The 20,915-nt window shown below is 67.0% G+C and carries 15 protein-coding genes and 1 riboswitch; of the genes, 10 read left to right on the top strand and 5 right to left on the bottom strand.

Annotated features, from left to right (window positions below; translation table 11 throughout):
• Position 1: 1 nt before the first annotated feature.
• The 4 genes from BKE09_RS15410 to thiC form a co-directional block, all read right to left on the bottom strand.
• A complete protein-coding gene (locus tag BKE09_RS15410) occupies positions 2-901 on the bottom strand; it encodes a helix-turn-helix transcriptional regulator (RefSeq protein ID WP_049446610.1) in 900 nt (299 codons plus the stop codon).
• Positions 902-1,016: 115 nt separating this feature from the next.
• The gene (locus BKE09_RS15405) at positions 1,017-3,341 is read right to left on the bottom strand and encodes a winged helix-turn-helix domain-containing protein (RefSeq protein ID WP_075676307.1); all 2,325 of its coding nucleotides are present in this window, start codon (positions 3,339-3,341) and stop codon (positions 1,017-1,019) included.
• Between the two features lie 259 nt (positions 3,342-3,600).
• Positions 3,601-4,272: an ion channel gene (locus BKE09_RS15400; RefSeq protein ID WP_014038397.1), complete on the bottom strand. Its 672-nt coding sequence runs from the start codon at positions 4,270-4,272 to the stop codon at positions 3,601-3,603.
• A 93-nt stretch (positions 4,273-4,365) separates the two neighbouring features.
• Positions 4,366-6,210, bottom strand: a complete 1,845-nt coding sequence (gene thiC / locus BKE09_RS15395; RefSeq protein WP_075676306.1) for a phosphomethylpyrimidine synthase ThiC — start codon at positions 6,208-6,210, stop codon at positions 4,366-4,368.
• 82 nt (positions 6,211-6,292) lie between these two features.
• Positions 6,293-6,394, bottom strand: a riboswitch (TPP riboswitch).
• A 246-nt stretch (positions 6,395-6,640) separates the two neighbouring features.
• On the opposite strand from thiC, the gene BKE09_RS15390 reads away from it, so the two are divergent.
• Positions 6,641-8,218, top strand: a complete 1,578-nt coding sequence (locus tag BKE09_RS15390; RefSeq protein ID WP_075676305.1) for a BCCT family transporter — start codon at positions 6,641-6,643, stop codon at positions 8,216-8,218.
• A gap of 583 nt (positions 8,219-8,801) precedes the next feature.
• Here the strand turns inward: BKE09_RS15390 and ggt are convergent.
• The gene (ggt, locus tag BKE09_RS15385; RefSeq protein ID WP_240502919.1) at positions 8,802-10,595 is read right to left on the bottom strand and encodes a gamma-glutamyltransferase; all 1,794 of its coding nucleotides are present in this window, start codon (positions 10,593-10,595) and stop codon (positions 8,802-8,804) included.
• A 612-nt stretch (positions 10,596-11,207) separates the two neighbouring features.
• Here ggt and ilvC point away from each other — a divergent pair.
• The 9 genes from ilvC (at position 11,208) to leuB (ending at position 20,861) form a co-directional block, all read left to right on the top strand.
• Entirely contained in the window at positions 11,208-12,182 is a 975-nt protein-coding gene (gene ilvC / locus BKE09_RS15380) for a ketol-acid reductoisomerase (protein WP_014038401.1), read from the top strand.
• A 38-nt stretch (positions 12,183-12,220) separates the two neighbouring features.
• A complete protein-coding gene (gene ilvG, locus BKE09_RS15375) occupies positions 12,221-13,957 on the top strand; it encodes an acetolactate synthase 2 catalytic subunit (protein WP_075676304.1) in 1,737 nt (578 codons plus the stop codon).
• The gene (locus BKE09_RS15370) at positions 13,941-14,192 is read left to right on the top strand and encodes an ACT domain-containing protein (RefSeq protein ID WP_014038403.1); all 252 of its coding nucleotides are present in this window, start codon (positions 13,941-13,943) and stop codon (positions 14,190-14,192) included. Before ilvG ends, BKE09_RS15370 begins: the two co-directional genes overlap by 17 nt.
• A 96-nt stretch (positions 14,193-14,288) precedes the next feature.
• Positions 14,289-15,380, top strand: coding sequence for a threonine dehydratase (locus tag BKE09_RS15365; protein WP_075676303.1), 1,092 nt, complete (start codon positions 14,289-14,291; stop codon positions 15,378-15,380).
• Positions 15,377-16,963 carry a 2-isopropylmalate synthase gene (locus tag BKE09_RS15360; protein WP_075676302.1) on the top strand — a complete coding sequence of 529 codons (1,587 nt, stop codon included), beginning with the start codon at positions 15,377-15,379 and terminating at the stop codon, positions 16,961-16,963. Before BKE09_RS15365 ends, BKE09_RS15360 begins: the two co-directional genes overlap by 4 nt.
• A gap of 10 nt (positions 16,964-16,973) precedes the next feature.
• Positions 16,974-17,753 (top strand): class I SAM-dependent methyltransferase, encoded by a 780-nt coding sequence (locus BKE09_RS15355; RefSeq protein ID WP_014038407.1) that lies wholly within the window; start codon positions 16,974-16,976, stop codon positions 17,751-17,753.
• A gap of 60 nt (positions 17,754-17,813) precedes the next feature.
• Entirely contained in the window at positions 17,814-19,232 is a 1,419-nt protein-coding gene (gene leuC, locus BKE09_RS15350) for a 3-isopropylmalate dehydratase large subunit (protein WP_014038408.1), read from the top strand.
• Entirely contained in the window at positions 19,232-19,810 is a 579-nt protein-coding gene (leuD, locus tag BKE09_RS15345; protein ID WP_075676301.1) for a 3-isopropylmalate dehydratase small subunit, read from the top strand. Before leuC ends, leuD begins: the two co-directional genes overlap by 1 nt.
• Positions 19,800-20,861: a 3-isopropylmalate dehydrogenase gene (leuB, locus tag BKE09_RS15340; protein WP_075676300.1), complete on the top strand. Its 1,062-nt coding sequence runs from the start codon at positions 19,800-19,802 to the stop codon at positions 20,859-20,861. The genes leuD and leuB overlap by 11 nt, the downstream gene beginning before the upstream one ends.
• Positions 20,862-20,915 lie beyond the last annotated feature (54 nt).

The raw sequence follows: 20,915 nt of genomic DNA, 5'->3' as shown, positions 1-20,915 counted from the left end.
GTTACGATTGCGTTGCAGCGCTGTATTTGCGCGAACCAACCGGAGACTTTGCGGATTGTGGCGGGAGCAAGCCGCCGTTCTCCCTGAAGCGCGATGCGGACTGGCCGTAGCGGGCGCGGAACGCACGCGCGAAGCTGCAGCAGTTGTCGAAGCCACTGGCGGCGGCGACTTCGCCCACCATCATGTCGGTGTCGCGCAGCAGGTCAGCAGCGCGTTCGAGGCGCAGTCGTGCCGAAAGCGACTGCGGGCTTTCCTCGTACAGGCTCTGGAAGGTCTTGGAGAGGTACCAGCTGGAGAAGTTGGTCAGCTCGGCCAGTTCGCCGATGCGGACCACACGGTGACTGTTGCCTTCCAGATAGAGGCGCGCACGCTGCATGCGGCCGAACACCTGGCGCTTGCGGCTGCGCGAACGGCCCGGGCAGCGCTGCACGTTGTCGGCCAGGCCACGCTGCAGGCCAGCCAGGTGCAGCAGCAGCGGACGCAGGGCCTGTGCCGGCTGGCCGCTGGCCAGCGCATCGCGCCACAGGCGCAGCGCCACGCGGGCGTCACTGCGGTTCATGCGGCCACGACCGGCATACAGGCCGCAGTCGGCCATCTCGGTCAGCACGCGAAGCGCTTCGACGTTCAGGTTCAGGCCGACGCACAGCCCGTTGCGACCGGCCTGCACCAGCGGCCGCGATTCCTTCTCGAAGGCGATCCACTCGCCCTGGCGCAGGCGGAAGCGCCCTTCCTTGGCCTCCACCCACGAACTGCCACGCACCTGCATCCAGACGGTGAAGCTGGAGCCGGCGGTCTGCAGGCTGCCCAGTCGGGCCACGCCCAGGCAGGTCGGCGCGACATCGTCGAGCGACCGGTCCAGGGAGACGGTTTGGCCGCGATCGGCCAGCGAGAGTTGACGCATGGGGGCACCACGGATTTGCCTAGTACAGGACTCCGTTTTGCCTAATCAGGCGGTACCGCGTCAGGAAAGTCCGACGAGATCGCCACGAATTCGCGACGAGATCCCGACGAAGAAATTACGAAGGCCCATTTCCCTTGAACAACAACAACTTGGAGAACGCCGGGAACAGCGCGGGTGGGCGTTCGGGCAACCGCATCACGCCGATGTCGGCACCATCGCTGACCGCCATCGCCACGAACAGGTCATGTCCGTCAGCGCTGGCGCTGAGTCCGTTGCCGGCGCTGAGCCGTTCGGCGTCCAGGCAGCGTTCCGGCTCCTCGCGGCCGGGCAGGATGCGCACCAAGGTGGTGCCACACGTGGTCGAGGTGCCGAGGTAACCGATGCCGCTGTTGCCGGCCACGGTCCAGGCCCGGTATCGCCAGCGGCTGGGCCGGTCGTCGCTGATCTGCTGCACGCTGCCCGACGACAACGCGGCATCGGCCGACCACAGGCCACCGGCGGCCAGGCGGGTGAACAACACGCGGCCACTGCTGCGGTCGAAGCGCGCCTGCGACACCCCATCGATGCTGGCCAACCGGCGCCAGGGCTGGGTGCTGCGGTCGAACAGGCTCAACCGGGTGCGCTGGTCGGCATCGCGTTCGACCACAAACAACTGCTCCGGCGACGCGCCATACAGCGCCTGCAGCGGCTGTTCGGCCGGGATCGGCAAAGGTTGCAGGCGTTCATCGCGTGGCGCGATCTCGTAGACCACCGTGCGCCCGTGCGCGTCGCGGCCGACCACGAGCAGCTGACGGCTGTCGGCGGACCAGTCCGGTGCCTGTCGCGCTTCCGGCCGCAGCCCTTCGATGGGGCGCAGCGAATCCGGCCGCTGCATGTCCGCCCACCACAGGGCGAAGCTGCCGGAGCGATCCGAGGTGAAGACCAGCTGGCGGCCATCCGGCGCTGCCATCGGCTGCCCATCGCGGCCACTGGAGGCAAACAGGCGCTCGGGCGCGCCGTTGCCCTGCATCGGCACCTTGAACACGCCGAACTGCGCGCGCCGGTGGACGAAGGCCAGCATGCCACCACGTCGCGACACGGCGGGCCACTGCGCATCATCCAGGCCGGCATCGCGCAGCGTGTGCCGCTCGACGTCCAGGTAATAGAGCCGCGCCTCGCTGTCGACGCGGCGGCCGAACACGATGGTGCGGCCATCGTCCAGCCAGGCCCAGCCGCGCAGCTCTGCCGCCTCGTTGGTCAACTGCTCGGGCGTACCGCCCGCGGCCGGCACCCGCCACAGATCGCCCAGCTGCGGGTTGCGCACGAACACCAGCCATTGCCCGTCGGGCGAATAACGCGGTGCGTAGTCGAAGTCATCCTGGTCGACGCCGTAGGCCAGCGCGCGCCATTCGCCACTGGCCAGGTCCAGCACGCGGATGCCACGGTGGGCGTAGCGCCCGACCATGCTGCCGAACACCAGGCCACGACCATCGGGTGTCCAGTCGAAGCTGAGCAGCTCGGTGCCATCGCAGCGCGTGGCCTGGCGCAGTGCGCCACCGGTAGCGCTGGCGATCAGCACCTGGCAGCCACCGTCAGCAGAGAACCGTGCGAAGGCGATCTCACGACCATCCGGCGACCAGTTCGGGAATCGATCGACGGCACCGGCCGGCGGCACCAGCAACTGGCGTGCCGGCGCGTTGCCGGAGGTCTGCACCTTGATCGCACCACCGCCGTTGCCGTCTTCGTTGGCGCCTTCATAGGCCACCAGCGAACCATCCGGTGACAGCGTGGGATAGGTTTCAAAGCCGCTGGTCGCGGTGATCAACCGATAGGGACGCTGTGGGCTGCCGATCACCCGCGTGCCGTTCTCCACGGCGGCCTCCACCGGCGAGCTGCTGGTCGGCGCGCGGCGCAGCAGCAGCGTGGTCATCACCAGCAGCGTGGCCAGCATCAACACGCCCAGCGCCAGCAGCACGCGGCGGCGGACATGGCGCCAGCGGCGGCGCGATTCCTGCGCGCGCGCGGGCAGCACCGCGGCGTCGGCGGGTACCGGCTGCACTTCCACGCCTTCGTCGTCAGGCAAGCCCGCAGCCGATGGCTCCGCATCGTCCAGCGCCTGTACCGGGACCAGAAGCCGATAGCCGGTCTTGGCGATGGTTTCGATGTAGGCCTGGCCGTTGTCGTCGTCGTTGCTGAACGCCTTGCGCAACTGGGTGACGGCCTGGGTCAGCACATCGTTGGTCGGCAGCGTGTCCGGCCACACCTCGGCGAACAACTCGTCGCGGGTGACAACGCGGCCCGGCTGCCGCAGCAGCACGCGCAGCACGCCCAACGCCTTCGGCGTCAGCCGGCGCGGGCGACGCGCACCGACGACCTCGACCTCGCGCGAGGACAGAGTGACGATGCACTCTCCTATCCGTATCCGATCGGATACGGGGGGCTGGATTTCGCTGCTGTTCATTTTCTGCTACACAGTAGAGACAGGTCCCGGGCAGTGTTTGCCTTCGTTACGGTCCCGTCCTGGGAACAGCGAAAAGCCAGACTCCGCACAAAGCATCGGCGCATACCGCAAAAACAATCGAGCGCGCGAATACTAGCCTATGCAAGTTACCTCGCCTATCGCGTGGTCGACATCAGGCTCTCTCTCGCCGACGCATTCACATAATTCGCGACACCATTCGCGCCCTCTTGGGCGCGAAATTTTTATCTGGCGTTCATTTTCACATGCGCCGCAGCATGGTCAATCCGACCAGTCGCGAAACCACCAAAGCCACGTACATCACGCCGGAAAACTGCTCCAGCATGACCAATGCGCGTGCCTGTGGATGCAGGGGTACGACGTCACTCAAGCCTACTCCAGACAGCAAGCTGAAGCTGAGATAAAGCAGCTCCATCCAACTGCGCTGAGCACCCCCGCCGGTGCCCTGGAAACTGCCCGGATACCACTGCTGGCACACCGCGAACGCGAAGGCGAAAGCCCACGCCAGCAGGGTGAAGGTTGCGCCTGCGGCGAACAGTTCGTCGCGGGTGACCTTGTGGTCCTGGAGCATGTAGGCGATCAGGGCGCCGGCCGTATAGAAGTACAGCAGGCTCTCCAGCAATTGCGCGGTGGTCAACAATGCGGTGCGGTCGAGCAATGCGCCTGCCAACGAGAACACCACCGAAGGAATGGCCAGCAACAGCGCCAGCCAGGTGCCCAGCGGGCTGCGCTGGACCACCCACAGCGCCAGGCCGAGTACCGCCATGCCGAACATGCCCAGTGCGGCGCGGCCCGCAGCGGTGTCATCCAGCGCGGGATACAGCAGCACCGCCAGCAGCTGCGCGCCCAGCAACCAGGCCGAAGGATGACGGCGGGCGATGGCCAGCCAACGGGTGGTCATGGCAACGGGCATGGCGTCCTTTCCCCTGGGCGATGGACGCAGCATAGCCGGGCACGGCGTGATGAACGGTCGTGCCGGCCGTTGGCCGGCACTCCCGTTTCCGCATCAGCCCTGGCGGTAGACCTCGGCGCCGGCGGCGCGGAACTCTTCCGACTTCTCCTTCATGCCAGCCTCGGCGTAGTCACGCACGTCCTGGGTGATCTTCATCGAACAGAAGTGCGGGCCGCACATCGAGCAGAAGTGCGCCAGCTTGTGCGCATCCTTCGGCAGCGTCTCGTCATGGAACTCCTTGGCCTTCTCCGGATCCAGGCCAAGGTGGAACTGGTCTTCCCAGCGGAACTCGAAGCGCGCCTTGCTCAGCGCGTTGTCGCGCACCTGCGCACCCGGATGGCCCTTGGCCAGGTCGGCCGCATGCGCGGCGATGCGGTAGGCCATGATGCCGTCGCGCACGTCCTGGCGATTGGGCAGGCCGAGGTGCTCCTTCGGCGTCACGTAGCAGAGCATCGCCGTGCCGAACCAACCGATCATCGCCGCACCGATCGCGCTGGTGATGTGGTCGTAGCCCGGTGCGATATCGGTGGTCAGCGGCCCCAGCGTATAGAACGGCGCTTCGCCGCATTCGCGCAGCTGCTTGTCCATGTTCTCCTTGATCAGCTGCATCGGCACGTGGCCGGGACCTTCGATCATGGTCTGCACATCATGCTTCCAGGCGATCTTCGTCAGCTCACCCAGCGTCTCCAGCTCACCGAACTGCGCCGCGTCGTTGGCATCGGCGATGCAGCCCGGGCGCAGGCCGTCACCCAGCGAGAAGGTCACGTCGTAGGCCTTCATGATCTCGCAGATCTCTTCGAAGTGCGTGTAGAGGAAGTTCTCCTTGTGGTGCGCCAGGCACCACTTGGCCATGATCGAGCCACCGCGGCTGACGATGCCGGTGACCCGCTTGGCGGTGAGCGGCACATAGCGCAGCAGCACGCCGGCGTGAATGGTGAAGTAGTCCACGCCCTGTTCGGCCTGCTCGATCAGCGTGTCGCGGAAGATCTCCCAGGTGAGTGCTTCGGCACGGCCATCGACCTTCTCCAGCGCCTGGTAGATCGGGACGGTACCGATCGCCACTGGCGAATTGCGGATGATCCATTCGCGGGTTTCGTGGATGTGCTTGCCGGTGGACAGGTCCATCACCGTGTCACCGCCCCAGCGGATCGCCCACACCAGCTTCTCCACTTCCTCGGCAATGCCCGAGGACACGGCGCTGTTGCCGATGTTGGCATTGATCTTGGTCAGGAAATTGCGGCCGATGATCATCGGCTCGCTTTCCGGATGGTTGATGTTGTTGGGCAACACCGCGCGGCCGCGCGCGATTTCCTCGCGCACGAACTCGGGCGTGATGATCTTCTGGATCGAAGCCCCGAACGCCTCGCCCGGGTGCTGCTGCAGCAGGCCGGCATCGCGGATCGCTTCCAGCCGCTGGTTCTCGCGGATGGCGACGAATTCCATTTCCGGCGTGATGATGCCGCGGCGCGCGTAGTGCATCTGGGTGACGTTGGCGCCTGCACGTGCACGGCGCGGCAGGCTGCGCGCAGGGAAACGCACGGCATCGAGTTTCGGATCATGCTCGCGGTCGCGGCCGAACGATGAACTCAGGCCGTCGAGCTGCTCGATATCGCCGCGCTCTTCCACCCAGCCACGACGCAGCGCCAGCAGGCCTGCCGAGAGATCGATACGCACATCCGGATCGGTGTAGGGGCCCGACGTGTCGTAGACCGTGACCGGTGCATTCTCTTCGCCGCCGAACAACGTCGGCGTGCGGGTCAATGCGATCTCGCGCATCGGCACCTGCAGATCCGGACGCGAACCGGGTACGTGGATCTTGCGCGAACCGGGAATCGGCCGGGTCACGGATTCGGAGAGTTGCTGGGCCTGTTGCTGCAGGGCGGAGAGCTGTGCGTTCATCGGGCATCGTCCAGGAAGGTCAGGGACGAAGCGGCGGCGCACTGCGCCCGCGCGCGGACGGTCCTTGGGCGGAGTCCGGGCACGGCTGCACTGCAAAGCTTCCCTACGCCGGTATGAGCCGGATCAGGTTCCAAGGGACTGTCTCAACCGTGGCCACATGGCCGCGGTACCCCCGCTTCTTGGCGTGCATTAGAGCATAGAAAGCACTGCAGCTCATGGCGGTTGCAGCCGCGCATCGCGTGGATCCGCGGTTTCTGTATTAACAGAACCGTGACATCGCGTTCAGTAACGTGCACATCCGTCGCGTTCCAGCGACCGATGCGTCCTTCGCCGCCTTCGCGGCCTCTGCCCGGTTCGCGCTGCATGCCACCGGCCCTTCGCTGCAAGCTCTGCTCGCTCCCCTCAATCCCTTGATCGGAGAAGCTCCTTCATGGTGTTTCGCGTTTCCATCGCACTGGTTCTGCTGCTGGTGCTGCTTGCCGGTATTGCACCGGGCCCCTTCAATGCCGTGGTGCAGTCGATGCTGGCAGAAGTCATCCGCAGCGTCGGCTGGCTGTACCTGCTGGTGGTGTTCCTGGCCCTGGTGTTCCTGATGTACCTGGCCTTCGGCCGCTTCGGCAACCTGCGCATCGGTGGCGAAGACGCCGAGCCCGAGTTCTCGCGGGCCAGCTGGATGTCGATGCTGTTCGCCGCCGGCATGGGTATCGGCCTGGTGTTCTGGGGCGCCGCCGAGCCCATCTCGCACTTCAGCAAGCCACCGGAAGGGCTTGCTCCGCAGAGCCTGGATGCGGCACGCGCCTCGATGCGCTATGCATTCTTCCACTGGGGCCTGCACCCATGGGCCATCTATGCGCTGATCGGCCTGGCGATGGCCTGGTTCCAATTCAACCGCAACGGCCGCGGCCTGGTCAGCGACATGCTGCAGCCGATCATCGGCCGCCACCATCGCGGCTGGATCGGTCGGGTGGTCAACATCGCTGCAGTGGTCGCCACCGCGATCGGTGTCGCGACTACGCTGGGCTTCGGCACCATCCAGATCGCCGCCGGCATCGAGCGCGTGTTCGGCGTGCAGGCGACCGTCGCAGTGCAGATGACCATCATTGCGGTCGCCTTCGTGCTGTACATGGCATCCACCGCCAGTGGCGTGGAGCGAGGTGTGAAGTGGCTGTCCAACTTCAACCTGGCATTGGCTGCCCTGCTGGCAGCCATCCTGCTGGTGCTGGGGCCGACCGGCTTCATCTTCGATACGTTCACCACCACGCTGGGGTCCTACCTCAACCAGCTGGTGACGATGAGCCTGCGCATGTCACCGTTCTCCGGCAGCACCTGGGTGGCGGACTGGACGATCTTCTACTGGGCCTGGTGGATCTCGTGGGCACCGTTCGTGGGGTCGTTCATCGCACGCATCTCGCGCGGCCGCAGCGTGCGCGAGTTCGTTATCGGCGTAGTGCTCGCGCCAACACTGCTGGGCTTCTTCTGGTTCGCGGTATTCGGCGGCACCGCGCTGTGGGCGCAGATCTTCGGCCATGCCGACCTGGTGCAGGCGCTGGGCAATGGCTACGAGACGGTGCTGTTCACGCTGTTCGACGGCATGCCGCTGCCACTGCTGCTGTCGTGCATCGCACTGGTACTGCTGATGATCTTCTTCGTGACCTCGGCCGACTCGGCTGTGCTGGTGCTGGCCAGCATGTCCACTGACGAAGCAGGCGATCCTCCGTTGAAGCGCAAGCTGGCCTGGGGCATCGCGGTGGCGTTGATCGCAGCGGCGTTGCTGCTGGCCGGTGGTCTGGATGCACTGCAAGGCATGATCACGATTGCGGCGTTGCCATTCGCGCTGCTGATGGTGCTGGTGATGGTGTCGCTGTACCGGGTGCTGGACCAGGAGTACACCCGCGAGCGGCGGCAGGCGCAGCGCCAGCGGCACATGATCGATGCGTGGATCGCGCGCGAGATGGCGGCACAGGAAGAGACCCAGGCGGAGGCCGCACGCACGCACGATCAGGATTGAGGGTGTTTTGCAGCCTGCGGCTGCACCGCTTTTTTCAGGCAAGTGCAAGTGTTTTTTCAGGCAAGTGCAAGTGCAAGTGCAGGAGCCAAAGCGGCTCTGGGTTTCTGCTGGTTGGGCGGGGCGGTGTGGGTTGGCAGGACACGCCGTAAACCCGTCCATGGGGGCTCGATGGCGCCATCCATGGCGCCAACGGTCCTGCCAGCCCACATCGACCCACCCCCGACAGTTTCCCGGTGACGGTGGGTTTTTCACGCCATGCGTGGATGAGGTGTATCGGAAAACACGAAGGGGTCGGATCCGTTTTCCTTCGAAAACGGATCCGACCCCAACCCAAAGCGCGCGGCTGTTGCCGTTGCCTTTGCTCTTGATCTTCTTTTTTTTCTTCCTGCGGTGGCGGCCGCAGGAAACTGTCAGGGGCCGGGCGGGTGGGCTGGGCGGGGGTGTCCGCGGCATGGATGCCGCGGCCAAGCCTACAGGGACGTACTTGCGGCGTCCCCCGACCAGCCCACCCGCCCGGTCCAATCACGCAAGCCGGCTTCTGACCCCCACCGCAGAGGGGGCTCAGCCCGGTGGCCGGGAAACCTCAGTAGCCCGCCGCCTGCCCATCCTTGCGGCTCTCCGAAGCGCCGTAGTAAACCCCGGTCTCGGGATCACGCATGATCGCCTGGTACCCGCCATACGGGCCATCGGCGAACACGATGCGATGCCCCTTGCGCATCAGCGCACGCACCGTCTCGTACGGGAACCCGGTTTCCAGATTCACTTCGCCGCCATCGGTCATCGCCGTGGCCTGCCCGGTCGGTTCGGTCGAGCCTTCGTGCTGGATGCGCGGTGCATCTCCGGCTTCCTGCAGGTTCATCCCGAAATCCACCAGGTTCATCACGATCTGCGCGTGGCCCTGCGGCTGCATCGCGCCGCCCATCACGCCGAAGCTGGCGTACGGCTTGCCGCCCTTGGTGATGAACGCCGGGATGATCGTCTGGAACGGGCGCTTGCCCGGTGCATAGCCGTTGGGATGATTCTTCTGCAGCACGAACATCTCGCCACGATCCTGCAGGATGAAGCCCAGCCCCGGAGGCGCCATGCCGCTGCCCATGCCGCGGTAATTGGACTGGATCAGCGACACCATCATGCCGTCGGCGTCGGCCACGGTCATGTAGATGGTGTCGCCCTCTTCCAGTTGCTTCGGCGTGCCCGGCTGCACTTCCTTCAACGCCTTGTCCATCGAGATCAGCGCGCGGCGCTGCGCGGCGTACTCCTTGGAGATCAGTTTCTGCACCGGCGCCGGCTGGAATGCCATGTCGGCATAGAAGCGCGCACGGTCGGCGAAGGCCAGCTTCTTCGCTTCAACGAACAGGTGCACATGCTCCGGTGAACCAAACGGGATCTTCGAGAAGTCGTAGCCTTCCAGCACGTTGAGGATCTGCAGCGCGGCGATGCCCTGGCTGTTCGGCGGCAGTTCCCACACGTCGTAGCCACGGTAGTTGCTGCTGACCGGCTCGACCCACTCACCGTGGTGGTCGGCCATGTCCTGGTAGCTCAGGTAGCCACCGTTGGCCTTGAAGTAGTCGCCGATGGTGCGGGCGATGTCGCCCTTGTAGAAGGCGTCGCGCCCGCCATCGGCGATCTTCTGCAGCGTGCTGGCCAGGTTCGGGTTCTTCCACATCTCGCCCTTGCGCGGGGCGTGGCCGTTGATCGTGAACTGTTCCTTGAAACCCGGGTACTGCGACAGCTTGGGCACCGAGCGGTCCCAGTAGTAGGCGATCACCTCGGCTACCGGATGGCCCTCGCGGGCGTAACGGATGGCCGGCGCCAGGTTGTCGGCCATCGGCTTGCGGCCGAAGCGTTCGTGCAGCGCGAACCAGCCGTCGACTGCGCCGGGCACGGAGACCGGCAGCGGGCCGGTCGCCGGGATGTCCTTCAGGCCACGGCGCTGGAACTCGGCCAGGGTCAACGACTTCGGCGAACGGCCCGAACCGTTGTAGCCATAGAGCTTCTGCGTCTTCGGGTCCCAGACGATGGCGAACAGGTCGCCGCCGATGCCGTTGCCGGTGGGCTCCATCAGGCCAAGCGCGGCATTGGCGGCAATCGCCGCGTCCACCGCCGAGCCCCCGCCCTTCATCACGTCCAGCGCGATCTGGGTGGCCAGCGGCTGCGAGGTGGCGGCCATCGCATGCGGGGCGATCACCTCCGAACGGGTGGCAAAGGTGTGGCCGGTGATGCGGTCGGCGGCAGAAGACAGTGCAGGCACAGCGGCCAGTAGTGCAGCGGCCAGCAGGGAACGGGCAAGGCGTCGGGACACGGTCGGGTTCCGATGGAAGGGTGGTCCCTCGATCTTCGCCGCTGCGGCCTTCATGCGGTATCGGGCAGAGGTCATGGACGTTGATCCTGGGGTGGGTGCGGAAGGTCCGCACCCGCCAAGGCGAAAACCCGCCGGATTCCGCGCAAAAAACGCGCTGAAAGGAGTGAATTCGGGTTCACCGAAACACTTTCAGCGGCAACCATCCTTGTGCCACAAGCGATTGCGCTGGATGCAGCGGAAACCTATAAAAATTCCGTCGCGAGGGTTGACATCACCAAAACGGCTGTGTTTCTCTCGATCACATGTTGCATCACAACACGCCACCGCGAACCCACATCGAAGCCGCCGACACCGGCGCCGCCTCGCTGCGTTCGATTCTTGTGCTCGTACTTATTACCCAACCAACAGGTGCGGGACGAGCCAGCGTGTAAGCAACAAACACACCGGAACTCTTCAAAAACCCGCACCCGCCCCGGTGCGGGTTTTTTCATTTCAGGACCTGGTTTCAGACGCAACCACCATGCACATCGCCCAACGCAAAACCCGGACCCACACCACCACGATGCCTCGTGGTGGCTGTGCCTGTGCGATGCGCGGCGCCTCCTCCACCGCCTTCCCCTGACCGGCCGGCACGTCACCTCGACGACCGGCCGTTCTTTTTTCTTCCCACCGCAAGGAACCTCCCCCATGAGCACCAACGACCTGCCCCAGACCAAGATCGCCGTCATCGGCTACGGCAGCCAGGGCCGCGCCCACGCACTGAACCTGCGCGAATCCGGCTTCGACGTGGTGGTAGGCCTGCGTCCGGGTGGCCCGACCGAGGTCAAGGCACAGGCCGATGGCTTCACCGTGAAAGCACCGGCCGACGCGGTGAAGGATGCCGACCTGGTCGCCGTGCTGACCCCGGACATGGTGCAGAAGAAGCTCTACGACGACGTGCTGGCCGCGAACATGAAACAGGGTGCGGTGCTGTTGTTCGCGCACGGCCTGAACGTGCACTTCGACATGATCAAGCCGCGCGAGGACCTGGATGTCGTGCTGGTCGCACCCAAGGGCCCCGGCGCGCTGGTGCGCCGCGAGTATGAAATCGGCCGTGGCGTGCCCTGCATCTGGGCGGTCTACCAGGACAAGAGCGGCAAGGCGGCCGAGTACGCCCTAGCCTATGCGGCCGGCCTCGGCGGCGCCCGCGCCAACCTGATCCAGACCACCTTCAAGGAAGAGACCGAGACCGATCTGTTCGGCGAGCAGGCGGTGCTGTGCGGCGGTGCCTCGGCGCTGGTGCAGGCCGGTTTCGAGACCCTGGTCGAAGCTGGCTACCAGCCGGAGATCGCCTATTACGAAGTGCTGCACGAACTGAAGCTGATCGTCGACCTGTTCTATGAAGGCGGCATCTCGCGCATGTTGGAGTTCATCTCCGAGACCGCGCAGTACGGCGACTACGTCAGCGGCCCGCGCGTGATCGACGCCGGCACCAAGGCGCGCATGAAGGAAGTGCTGAAGGACATCCAGGACGGCACCTTCACCAAGAACTGGGTGGCCGAGTACGAAGCGGGCCTGCCGAACTACAACAGGTTCAAGCAGGCCGACCTGGAGCACCCGATCGAAAAGGTGGGCAAGGAACTGCGCGCCAAGATGGTCTGGTTGCAAGGACAGGCCGCGTAACCGCGCGGCCTCCCCCACCCGCTTTGCAAGGTTCCCCCATGAACTCTTCCACACATCGCAGCGCGCCGCCCAACGGCGCGCGCTGGCTGACCCAGGCGCTGGAGGCCGAGGGCGTCCACACGCTGTTCGGCTATCCCGGCGGCACCATCATGCCGTTCTACGACGCGCTGGTGGATTCGTCGCTGAAGCACGTCCTGGTGCGCCATGAGCAGGGCGCGGCACTGGCCGCCAATGGCTTTGCCCGCGCCAGCAACCAGGTGGGCGTCTGCGTGGCCACCTCCGGCCCGGGCGCCTCCAACCTGGTCACCGGCATCGCCGACGCGATGCTGGATTCGGTGCCGATGGTCTGCATCACCGGCCAGGTCGCCACGCCGCTGCTGGGCACTGACGCCTTCCAGGAACTGGATGTGTTCGGCCTGACCCTGCCGATCGTCAAGCACAGCTGGCTGGTGCGCAGCGTCGACGACCTGCCGCGCGTGGTTGCCGATGCGTTCCGCATCGCCCGCGAGGGCCGGCCCGGCCCAGTGCTGATCGACCTGCCCAAGGACGTGCAGCTGGCCGATGCCAGTCATCTGCCGGCGCACGTGCCGAGCAGCGTCGAACCGCCGCCGTCGCCGGCCGAGGCCGCCATCACCGAGGCCATCGCCGCACTGGCGGCCGCCGAAAAGCCGGTGGTCTACGCCGGTGGCGGCATCGCGCTGGGCGATGCGGTGCAGGACCTGCGCGATTTCGTCGAGGCCAGCGCCATCCCCACCGTGATGACCCTGCGCGGGCTGGGCGCGCTGCCGGCCAACCACCCGCAGTCGCTGGGCATGCTGGGCATGCACGGCACCCGCGCGGCCAACATGGCGGTGCAGGAAAGCGACCTGCTGCTGGTGCTGGGTGCTCGCTTCGACGACCGCGCCACCGGCAAGCTGGCCGAGTTCGCACCGTTCGCCCGTGTCGTCCACATCGATGCCGACGCTTACGAGATCTCCAAGCTGCGCAGCGCCGATGTCGCCGTACCCGGCAATGTCGGCCACGCCATCCGCGCCCTGCGTGCGGCCTTCCCCTCCCCCAAGGCCCACCAGGACGCATGGCGCAAGCGCTGTGCACAGCATCGCGATCGTTTCGCAGCGCGCTACGACGCACCGGGCCAGCACATCTACGCCCCGGCGCTGCTGAAGCGCCTGAGCGAGCTGGCACCGGCCGATGCGGTGATCGCCTGCGATGTCGGCCAGCACCAGATGTGGGTGGCGCAGCACTGCCGCTTCAACCACCCGCGCAACCACCTGACCAGTGGCGCGCTGGGCACCATGGGCTTCGGCCTGCCGGCAGCGATGGGTGCGCAGTTCGCCTGCCCCGATCGCACCGTGGTGCTGGTGTCCGGCGACGGCAGCTTCATGATGAACGTGCAGGAGCTGGCGACCATCGCGCGTTGCCGCCTGCCGGTGAAGATCGTGCTGCTGGACAACAGTTCGCTGGGCATGGTGCGGCAGTGGCAGGAGCTGTTCTTCGCCGAGCGTTACAGCGAGATCGACCTGTCCGACAACCCGGACTTCGTGGCGCTGGCGCAGGTGTTCGGCATTGCCGCGACCCGCATCGATGCACGCGATGACGTCGAGGGTGGGCTGGCCGCGCTGCTGGCCGAGCCCGGTCCCGCGCTGCTGCACGTGGCCATCGATGCACGCGCCAACGTGTGGCCGCTGGTGCCGCCGAACACCGCCAACAGCACGATGCTGGAAAGCAACCCTGCCCATGCCCGCCAGGAGACCCCCAATGCAATACCGGCTTGACCTGGTGCTGCACCCGGCCGAAGGCGCGCTGCTGCGCGTGATCGGCATGGCCGAACGCCGTGGCTTCGCACCGCGTGCGATCAGCGGTGCGCCGGTGGCCGCCGACGATGGCCGCTGGCACCTGCAGCTGGTGGTGGATGGCCAGCGCCCGGCGGAAACGCTGTGCCGGCAGATCGAGAAGATCTACGACTGCGTGTCCGTGCAGGTCACCGCCGTGGAAGGAGCATCCGTATGAACACCCGTACCGTAGTGACCACGGTGCCGGTACGGGGGCGTCTTCTTCGCCGCCCGTGCCCGCATGCGGCGGTCGCCTGCACCCCGCTGGTGGCCCATGCCGGCCGCTGACACCAGCCAGGAAAGCGATGTCGGCGACGTAAGCGTCGCCGACGTACTGGCGGCGCAGGCCCGACTGCGCCGCTTCCTGCCGCCTACCCCGCTGCACCATGCCGAGCGCTTCGGCACCTGGCTGAAGCTGGAGAACCTGCAGCGCACCGGGTCCTACAAAGTGCGCGGCGCGTTGAACGCGCTGCTGGCCGGCCGCGAGCGCGGCGATACGCGGCCGGTGATCTGCGCCTCGGCCGGCAACCATGCCCAGGGCGTGGCGTGGGCGGCCTACCGCCTGGACGTGCCGGCCATCACCGTGATGCCGCATGGCGCGCCCGCCACCAAGATCGCCGGCGTCGCCCACTGGGGCGCGACCGTGCGCCAGCACGGCACCAGCTATGACGAGGCCTACGCCTTCGCGGTTGAACTGGCACAACGCCACGGCTACCGCTTCCTGTCCGCGTTCGACGATGCCGATGTGATCGCCGGCCAGGGCACGGTCGGCATCGAGCTGGCCGCACACGCGCCGGACGTGGTGATCGTGCCGATCGGCGGCGGCGGTCTGGCCTCCGGCGTTGCATTGGCACTGAAATCACAGGGCGTGCGCGTGGTCGGCGCGCAGGTGGAGGGCGTGGATTCGATGGCGCGTGCGATCCGTGGCGACGTGCGCGAGATCGCCCCCATCGCCTCGCTGGCCGATGGCGTCCGGGTGAAGATTCCCGGCTTCCTGACCCGCCGCCTGTGCACCTCGCTGCTGGACGATGTGGTGATCGTGCGCGAGGCAGAACTGCGCGAAACCCTGGTCCGGCTGGCGCTGGAGGAACACATCATCGCCGAGGGCGCGGGTGCGTTGGCGCTGGCGGCCGGCCGCCGCGTCGCCGGCCGCCGCAAGTGCGCGGTGGTCTCCGGCGGCAACATCGATGCCGGTGTCCTGGCCGGCCTGCTCACCGACATCCGTCCGCGCCCGCCACGCAAACCGCGGCGACGGCGCAGTGAAACCCCGCGCTCGCCGGCCAAGGCCAGCGCTCCCGCATCCCCCACGTCTTCCCCTTCCCCCCTGCAAGCCGTCGCACCCGCTGTCGAGGAGATTTCCCTGTGACCACCATCGAACGAATTACCACCCCGCGCATCCGCATCTTCGACACCACCCTGCGTGACGGCGAGCAGTCCCCCGGCTGCAGCATGAGCCCGCCGCAGAAGCTGGTGATGGCGCGTGCGCTGGACGAACTGGGCGTGGACATCATCGAGACCGGCTTCCCGGCCAGCTCGCAGTCCGACCGTGAGGCGATGGCACTGATCGGCCGCGAACTGCGCCGCCCGAGCCTGAGCCTGGCGGTGCTGTCGCGCTGCCTGCAGACCGACATCGAGACCTCCGCACGTGCCCTGGAGGCCGCAGCCAACCCGCGCCTGCACGTGTTCCTGTCGACCAGCCCGCTGCACCGCGAGCACAAGCTGCGGATGACCCGCGAGCAGGTACTGGAGTCGGTACGCAAGCACGTCTCGCTGGCCCGCTCCTACATCGACGATGTCGAGTTCTCGGCCGAGGACGCCACCCGCACCGAGCTGGATTACCTGATTGAAGTTTCGCGCGTGGCCATCGCTGCCGGCGCCACCACCATCAACCTGCCCGACACCGTCGGCTTCACCACGCCGGAAGAGATCCGCGCGATGTTCCAGCAGGTCATCGCCGGCGTCGCCGACGTGCCGAATGCCGCCAATGTGATCTTCAGCGCGCACTGCCACAACGACCTGGGCCTGGCGGTGGCCAACTCGCTGGCCGCCATCGAAGGCGGTGCACGCCAGGTCGAGTGCACCGTCAACGGCATCGGCGAGCGCGCCGGCAACTGTTCGCTGGAAGAGATCGCGATGGTGCTGAAGGTGCGCCAGGCCTTCTACGAGCAGGACAGCTCGATCAACACCCCGCGCATCGTCGGCACCTCGCAGCTGCTGCAGCGCCTGGTCGGCATGCCGGTACAGCGCAACAAGGCCATCGTCGGTGCCAATGCCTTCGCCCACGAATCGGGCATCCACCAGCACGGCATGCTGCGCCATCGCGGCACCTACGAAATCATGCGTCCGGAAGACGTGGGCTGGGAAGATTCGCAGATGGTGTTGGGCCGCCACAGTGGCCGCGCCGCCGTCGAAGCACGCCTGCGCGCACTGGGCTTCTGGCTGGACGAAGACGAACTGAAGCTGGTGTTCGAGCAGTTCAAGGGCCTGTGCGAACAGCAGCGCGTGGTCACCGATGCCGACCTGCAAACCTTGATGCAGGGCGGCTCCAACGCGCAGGGCTATCGCCTGGCCTCGATGACCATCAGCGACGTCGGCAGCCGCGCCAATGCACTGGTCGAACTGTCCGACCCGGACGGCAACCGCGTGGCCGAGACCGCGCAAGGCGACGGCCCGGTCGATGCGCTGTTCGGCGCACTGTCGGCTGCCACCGGCGTGCAGCTGATGCTGGACAGCTACCACGTGCACAGCGTCGGCATCGGCGCCGATGCGCGCGGCGAAGCCAATCTGAGCGTGCGCCACGAGGGCGTGGAGTACGACGGCACCGGCACCAGCAAGGACATCATCGAAGCCTCCGCGCTGGCCTGGCTGGATGTGGCCAACCGCCTGCTGCGCCAGCGCCAGGCCACCACCCACAGCAGCACCGACGTTCCCACCCCTGCCACCGCCTGAGGAACCCGACATGAGCGCCTTCGACACCCCCACCCCGGCCAGCGCCGCTGGCCAGCAGTGGAACGCCCAGGACTATGCGATCGACGCCGGCTTCGTGCCGCTGCTCGGCGGCGCGGTCTCGCGCCTGCTCGACCCGCGCGCCGGTGAACGCATCCTCGACCTTGGCTGTGGCGATGGCGTGCTCAGCACCGAGCTGGCGCTCAGCGGCGCACGCATCCACGGCGTGGATGCGTCGCCGGAACTGGTGATCGCCGCGCGTGCGCGCGGTGTCGATGCGCAGGTGATGGATGGCCACGCGCTGACCTTCAACGCTGAGTTCGATGCGGTGTTCAGCAACGCGGCACTGCATTGGATGGCCACCCCGGACCGCGTGCTGGAAGGCGTGCGCCGCGCCCTGCGTCCCGGCGGCCGCTTCGTCGCCGAGTTCGGCGGCCACGGCAACGTGGCCACGATCATCGCGGCGGTGCAGGCCGCGCGCGTGGCCCACGGCCATGGTGCCAGCGCCTTCCAGTGGTACTTCCCCACTGCCGATGCCTACGCCGACCGCCTGCGCCAGCATGGCTTCCAGGTGCAGCTGATCGAGTGCACGCCGCGCCCGACTGCACTGCCGACCGGTGTGGCCGGCTGGCTGCGGGTGTTCGCCGCACCGCTGCTGGACGACCTGCCGGCCGAGGCACGCGCCACGGTGCGCGAGGCCGCCACCGCACTGCTGGCCGATCTGCCGCGCAATGCTGCTGGCCAGCCGCTGGCCGACTACGTGCGGCTGCGGGTACTTGCCCGTCGCCGCTGACATGATCCATTCGTTATCTTTCCTGATGTCCGCAACTTCGTACTTCTGCCAGGCACACGCATGACCTCCGCACCCCGCACCCTGTACGACAAACTGTGGGACGCCCACGTGGTTGTCCCTGAATCCGACAGCGCGCCCGCCGTGCTGTACATCGACCTGCACCTGATCCACGAGGTGACCTCGCCGCAGGCGTTCACCGAACTGCGCGAACGCGGCCTGTCGCCGCGCCGGCCGGACCGCACCAAGGCGACGATGGACCACTCCACGCCGACCCTGCCGGCCGCCGCGGACGGCACGCTGCCCTATGCCAGCGCCGCCTCCGAGGCACAGGTCGCCACGCTGGCACGCAACTGCGCCGAGCACGGCATCGAGCTGTTCGACATGGCTTCGGAAAACCGCGGCATCGTCCACGTGATCGCGCCGGAACAGGGCTTCACCCAACCCGGCATGACCATCGTCTGTGGCGACAGCCACACCTCCACCCATGGTGCGTTCGGCTCGCTGGCGTTCGGCATCGGCACCAGCGAAGTCGGCCACGTGCTGGCCACGCAGTGCCTGCTGCAGCGCAAGGCGAAGACGTTCGCCATCACCGTCGATGGCTCACTGGCGCCGGGCGTCGGCGCCAAGGACGTGGTCCTGCACATCATCGGCGTGATCGGCGTCAACGGTGGCACCGGCCACGTGATCGAATTCCGTGGCAGCACCATCGAAGCGATGGACATGGAACAGCGCATGACCCTGTGCAACATGTCGATCGAGGCCGGCGCACGCGCCGGCATGGTGGCGCCGGACCAGGTCACCTTCGATTTCGTCGCCGCGACCCCGCGTGGTCCCAAGGGCGCCGACTTCGACGCCGCCGTGGCCCGCTGGCAGCAGCTGCGCAGCGATGACGGCGCGCGCTTCGACAGCGAAGTGCACATCGACGCCGCTGATATCCGCCCGACCCTGACCTGGGGCACCCATCCGGGCACCGCCATCGCAGTGGATGCGCCGATTCCGGCGGCCAACGATGCCGCCGCACAGAAGGGCCTGGACTACATGCACTTCCAGGCCGGCAGGGCGCTGGCGGGTACGCCGGTGGACGTGGTGTTCGTCGGTTCGTGCACCAATGGCCGCCTGAGCGACATGCGCGAAGTGGCGCAGGTGCTGCGCGGCCGTCGCGTCGCTGACCGGGTACGCATGCTGGTGGTGCCGGGCTCGGAGATCGTCAAGCGCGAGGCGGAGGCCGAAGGCATCGACGAGATCGTGCGCGCGGCCGGTGCCGAGTGGCGCGAGCCGGGCTGCTCGATGTGCATCGCCATGAACGGCGATCTGGTCGCGCCCGGCCAGCTGGCCGTGAGTACCAGCAACCGCAACTTCGAGGGCCGCCAGGGCCCCGGTTCACGCACGCTGCTGGCCTCGCCGATGAGCGCGGCGTGGGCCGCGGTGAACGGGCACGTTGCCGATACCCGCGAACTGTTCGCACAGGAGGTGGCGTGATGGCCGGCTTTCGTACCCTGACCTCGGCCAGCGTGGTGCTGCGCCAGACCAACATCGACACCGACCAGATCATTCCGGCGCGGTTCCTCTCCACCACCGAGCGCGCCGGCCTCGGCCGCAACGCGTTCAATGACTGGCGCTGGCAGGCCGATGGCGCACCGGTGGCCGACTTCGCCTTCAACCAGCCCCACAACGCCGGCCGCAGCATCCTGCTGGCGGGCCGCAACTTCGGCTGCGGTTCCTCGCGCGAGCATGCCCCATGGGCGCTGACCGACCTGGGCCTGCGCGCCATCGTCAGCAGCGAGATCGCCGACATCTTCCGCGGCAACGCGCTGAAGAACGGCCTGCTGCCGATCGTGCTGGACGAGGCCGACGTGCAGGCGCTGATGCAGCTCCCGGACGACGAGCTGACCATCGACGTGGCCACGCGCGAACTGCGCACGCCTGACGGCCGCGTCTATTCCTTCCCGCTGGATGGCTTCTCGCAGACCTGCCTGCTGGAAGGTGTCGACCAGTTGGGGTATCTGTTGGGCCGTGTCCCTGAAATCGAACGCTACGAGAGTGAGCATGCACGCTGAAATTGTTGTCCTGCCCGGTGATGGCATCGGCCCGGAAGTCGCCGCCGCCGCGGTTGCCGTCCTGAAGGCGGTCGCCGAACGCTTCAACCACACCTTCACCTTCAGCGAGCACGATATCGGCGGCATCGCCATCGACCGCCACGGCGAACCGCTGCCGGCGTCGACCCTGGCGGCCTGCCAGGCCGCAAATGCGGTGCTGCTGGGCGCGGTCGGCGGCCCGAAGTGGTCCGATCCGAACGCCAAGGTGCGCCCAGAGCAGGGCCTGCTGGCGATCCGCAAGGCGCTGGGCCTGTATGCCAACCTGCGCCCGGTGCGTACCCATGAAGCCGCCCTGCACGCCTCGCCGATCAAGGCCGAGTTGCTGCAGGGGGTGGACTTCGTAGTGGTGCGTGAACTGACCGGCGGCATCTACTTCGGCGACAAGACCCGCGATGCCGACAGCGCCAGCGACCTGTGCCGCTACACCGTGGCCGAGATCGAGCGCGTGCTGCGCAGTGCGTTCCGGCTGGCGCAACAGCGCCGCGGCAAGGTCACCTCGGTGGACAAGGCCAACGTGCTGGAAACCTCGCGCCTGTGGCGTGACGTGGCGGCACGCATCGGCCGCGAGGAGTTCCCGGAGGTAGCACTGGAACACCAGCTGGTCGATTCGATGGCGATGCACCTGCTGGCCAAGCCGCGTGAGTACGACGTGATCGTCACCGAGAACATGTTCGGCGACATCCTCACCGATGAGGCGTCGATGCTGGCCGGCTCGCTGGGCCTGCTGCCCTCGGCCTCTCTGGGCGAACCCGGTGCGGTCGGCATCTACGAACCGATCCATGGTTCGGCCCCGGACATCGCCGGCAAGGGCATCGCCAATCCGTACGCGACGATCTTCAGCGCGGCGATGCTGCTGCGCCATTCGCTGGGGCTGGAAGCGGAAGCCGCTGCGGTGGAAGCTGCGGTGCACGCCGTGCTGGACGATGGCGTGTTCACTGCCGATCTGGCCGCCAAGGGCCAGGCGGTGAGTACCGCCGCCGCCACGGATGCGGTGCTGGCGAAGCTGGGCTGACCTATCCGGCAACACTTGTAGAGTCGAGCCATGCTCGACTGCTGTTGCCTGAGT

The organism is Stenotrophomonas sp. TD3 (genome assembly GCF_001939825.1).
Taxonomy (GTDB): Bacteria; Pseudomonadota; Gammaproteobacteria; order Xanthomonadales; family Xanthomonadaceae; genus Stenotrophomonas.
Note: the sequence above shows the minus strand (reverse complement) of the source record. Positions and strands in the feature narration are given on the sequence as shown.

Bases quoted from the DNA above. Each gene is read 5' to 3' on its own strand.
- BKE09_RS15410 (WP_049446610.1), bottom strand. From the start codon at position 901: ATGCGTCAACTCTCGCTGGCCGATCGCGGCCAAACCGTCTCCCTGGAC.
- BKE09_RS15405 (WP_075676307.1), bottom strand. From the start codon at position 3,341: ATGAACAGCAGCGAAATCCAGCCCCCCGTATCCGATCGGATACGGATA.
- BKE09_RS15400 (WP_014038397.1), bottom strand. From the start codon at position 4,272: ATGCCCGTTGCCATGACCACCCGTTGGCTGGCCATCGCCCGCCGTCAT.
- thiC (WP_075676306.1), bottom strand. From the start codon at position 6,210: ATGAACGCACAGCTCTCCGCCCTGCAGCAACAGGCCCAGCAACTCTCC.
- BKE09_RS15390 (WP_075676305.1), top strand. From the start codon at position 6,641: ATGGTGTTTCGCGTTTCCATCGCACTGGTTCTGCTGCTGGTGCTGCTT.
- ggt (WP_240502919.1), bottom strand. From the start codon at position 10,595: ATGACCTCTGCCCGATACCGCATGAAGGCCGCAGCGGCGAAGATCGAG.
- ilvC (WP_014038401.1), top strand. From the start codon at position 11,208: ATGAGCACCAACGACCTGCCCCAGACCAAGATCGCCGTCATCGGCTAC.
- ilvG (WP_075676304.1), top strand. From the start codon at position 12,221: ATGAACTCTTCCACACATCGCAGCGCGCCGCCCAACGGCGCGCGCTGG.
- BKE09_RS15370 (WP_014038403.1), top strand. From the start codon at position 13,941: ATGCAATACCGGCTTGACCTGGTGCTGCACCCGGCCGAAGGCGCGCTG.
- BKE09_RS15365 (WP_075676303.1), top strand. From the start codon at position 14,289: ATGCCGGCCGCTGACACCAGCCAGGAAAGCGATGTCGGCGACGTAAGC.
- BKE09_RS15355 (WP_014038407.1), top strand. From the start codon at position 16,974: ATGAGCGCCTTCGACACCCCCACCCCGGCCAGCGCCGCTGGCCAGCAG.
- leuC (WP_014038408.1), top strand. From the start codon at position 17,814: ATGACCTCCGCACCCCGCACCCTGTACGACAAACTGTGGGACGCCCAC.
- leuD (WP_075676301.1), top strand. From the start codon at position 19,232: ATGGCCGGCTTTCGTACCCTGACCTCGGCCAGCGTGGTGCTGCGCCAG.
- leuB (WP_075676300.1), top strand. From the start codon at position 19,800: ATGCACGCTGAAATTGTTGTCCTGCCCGGTGATGGCATCGGCCCGGAA.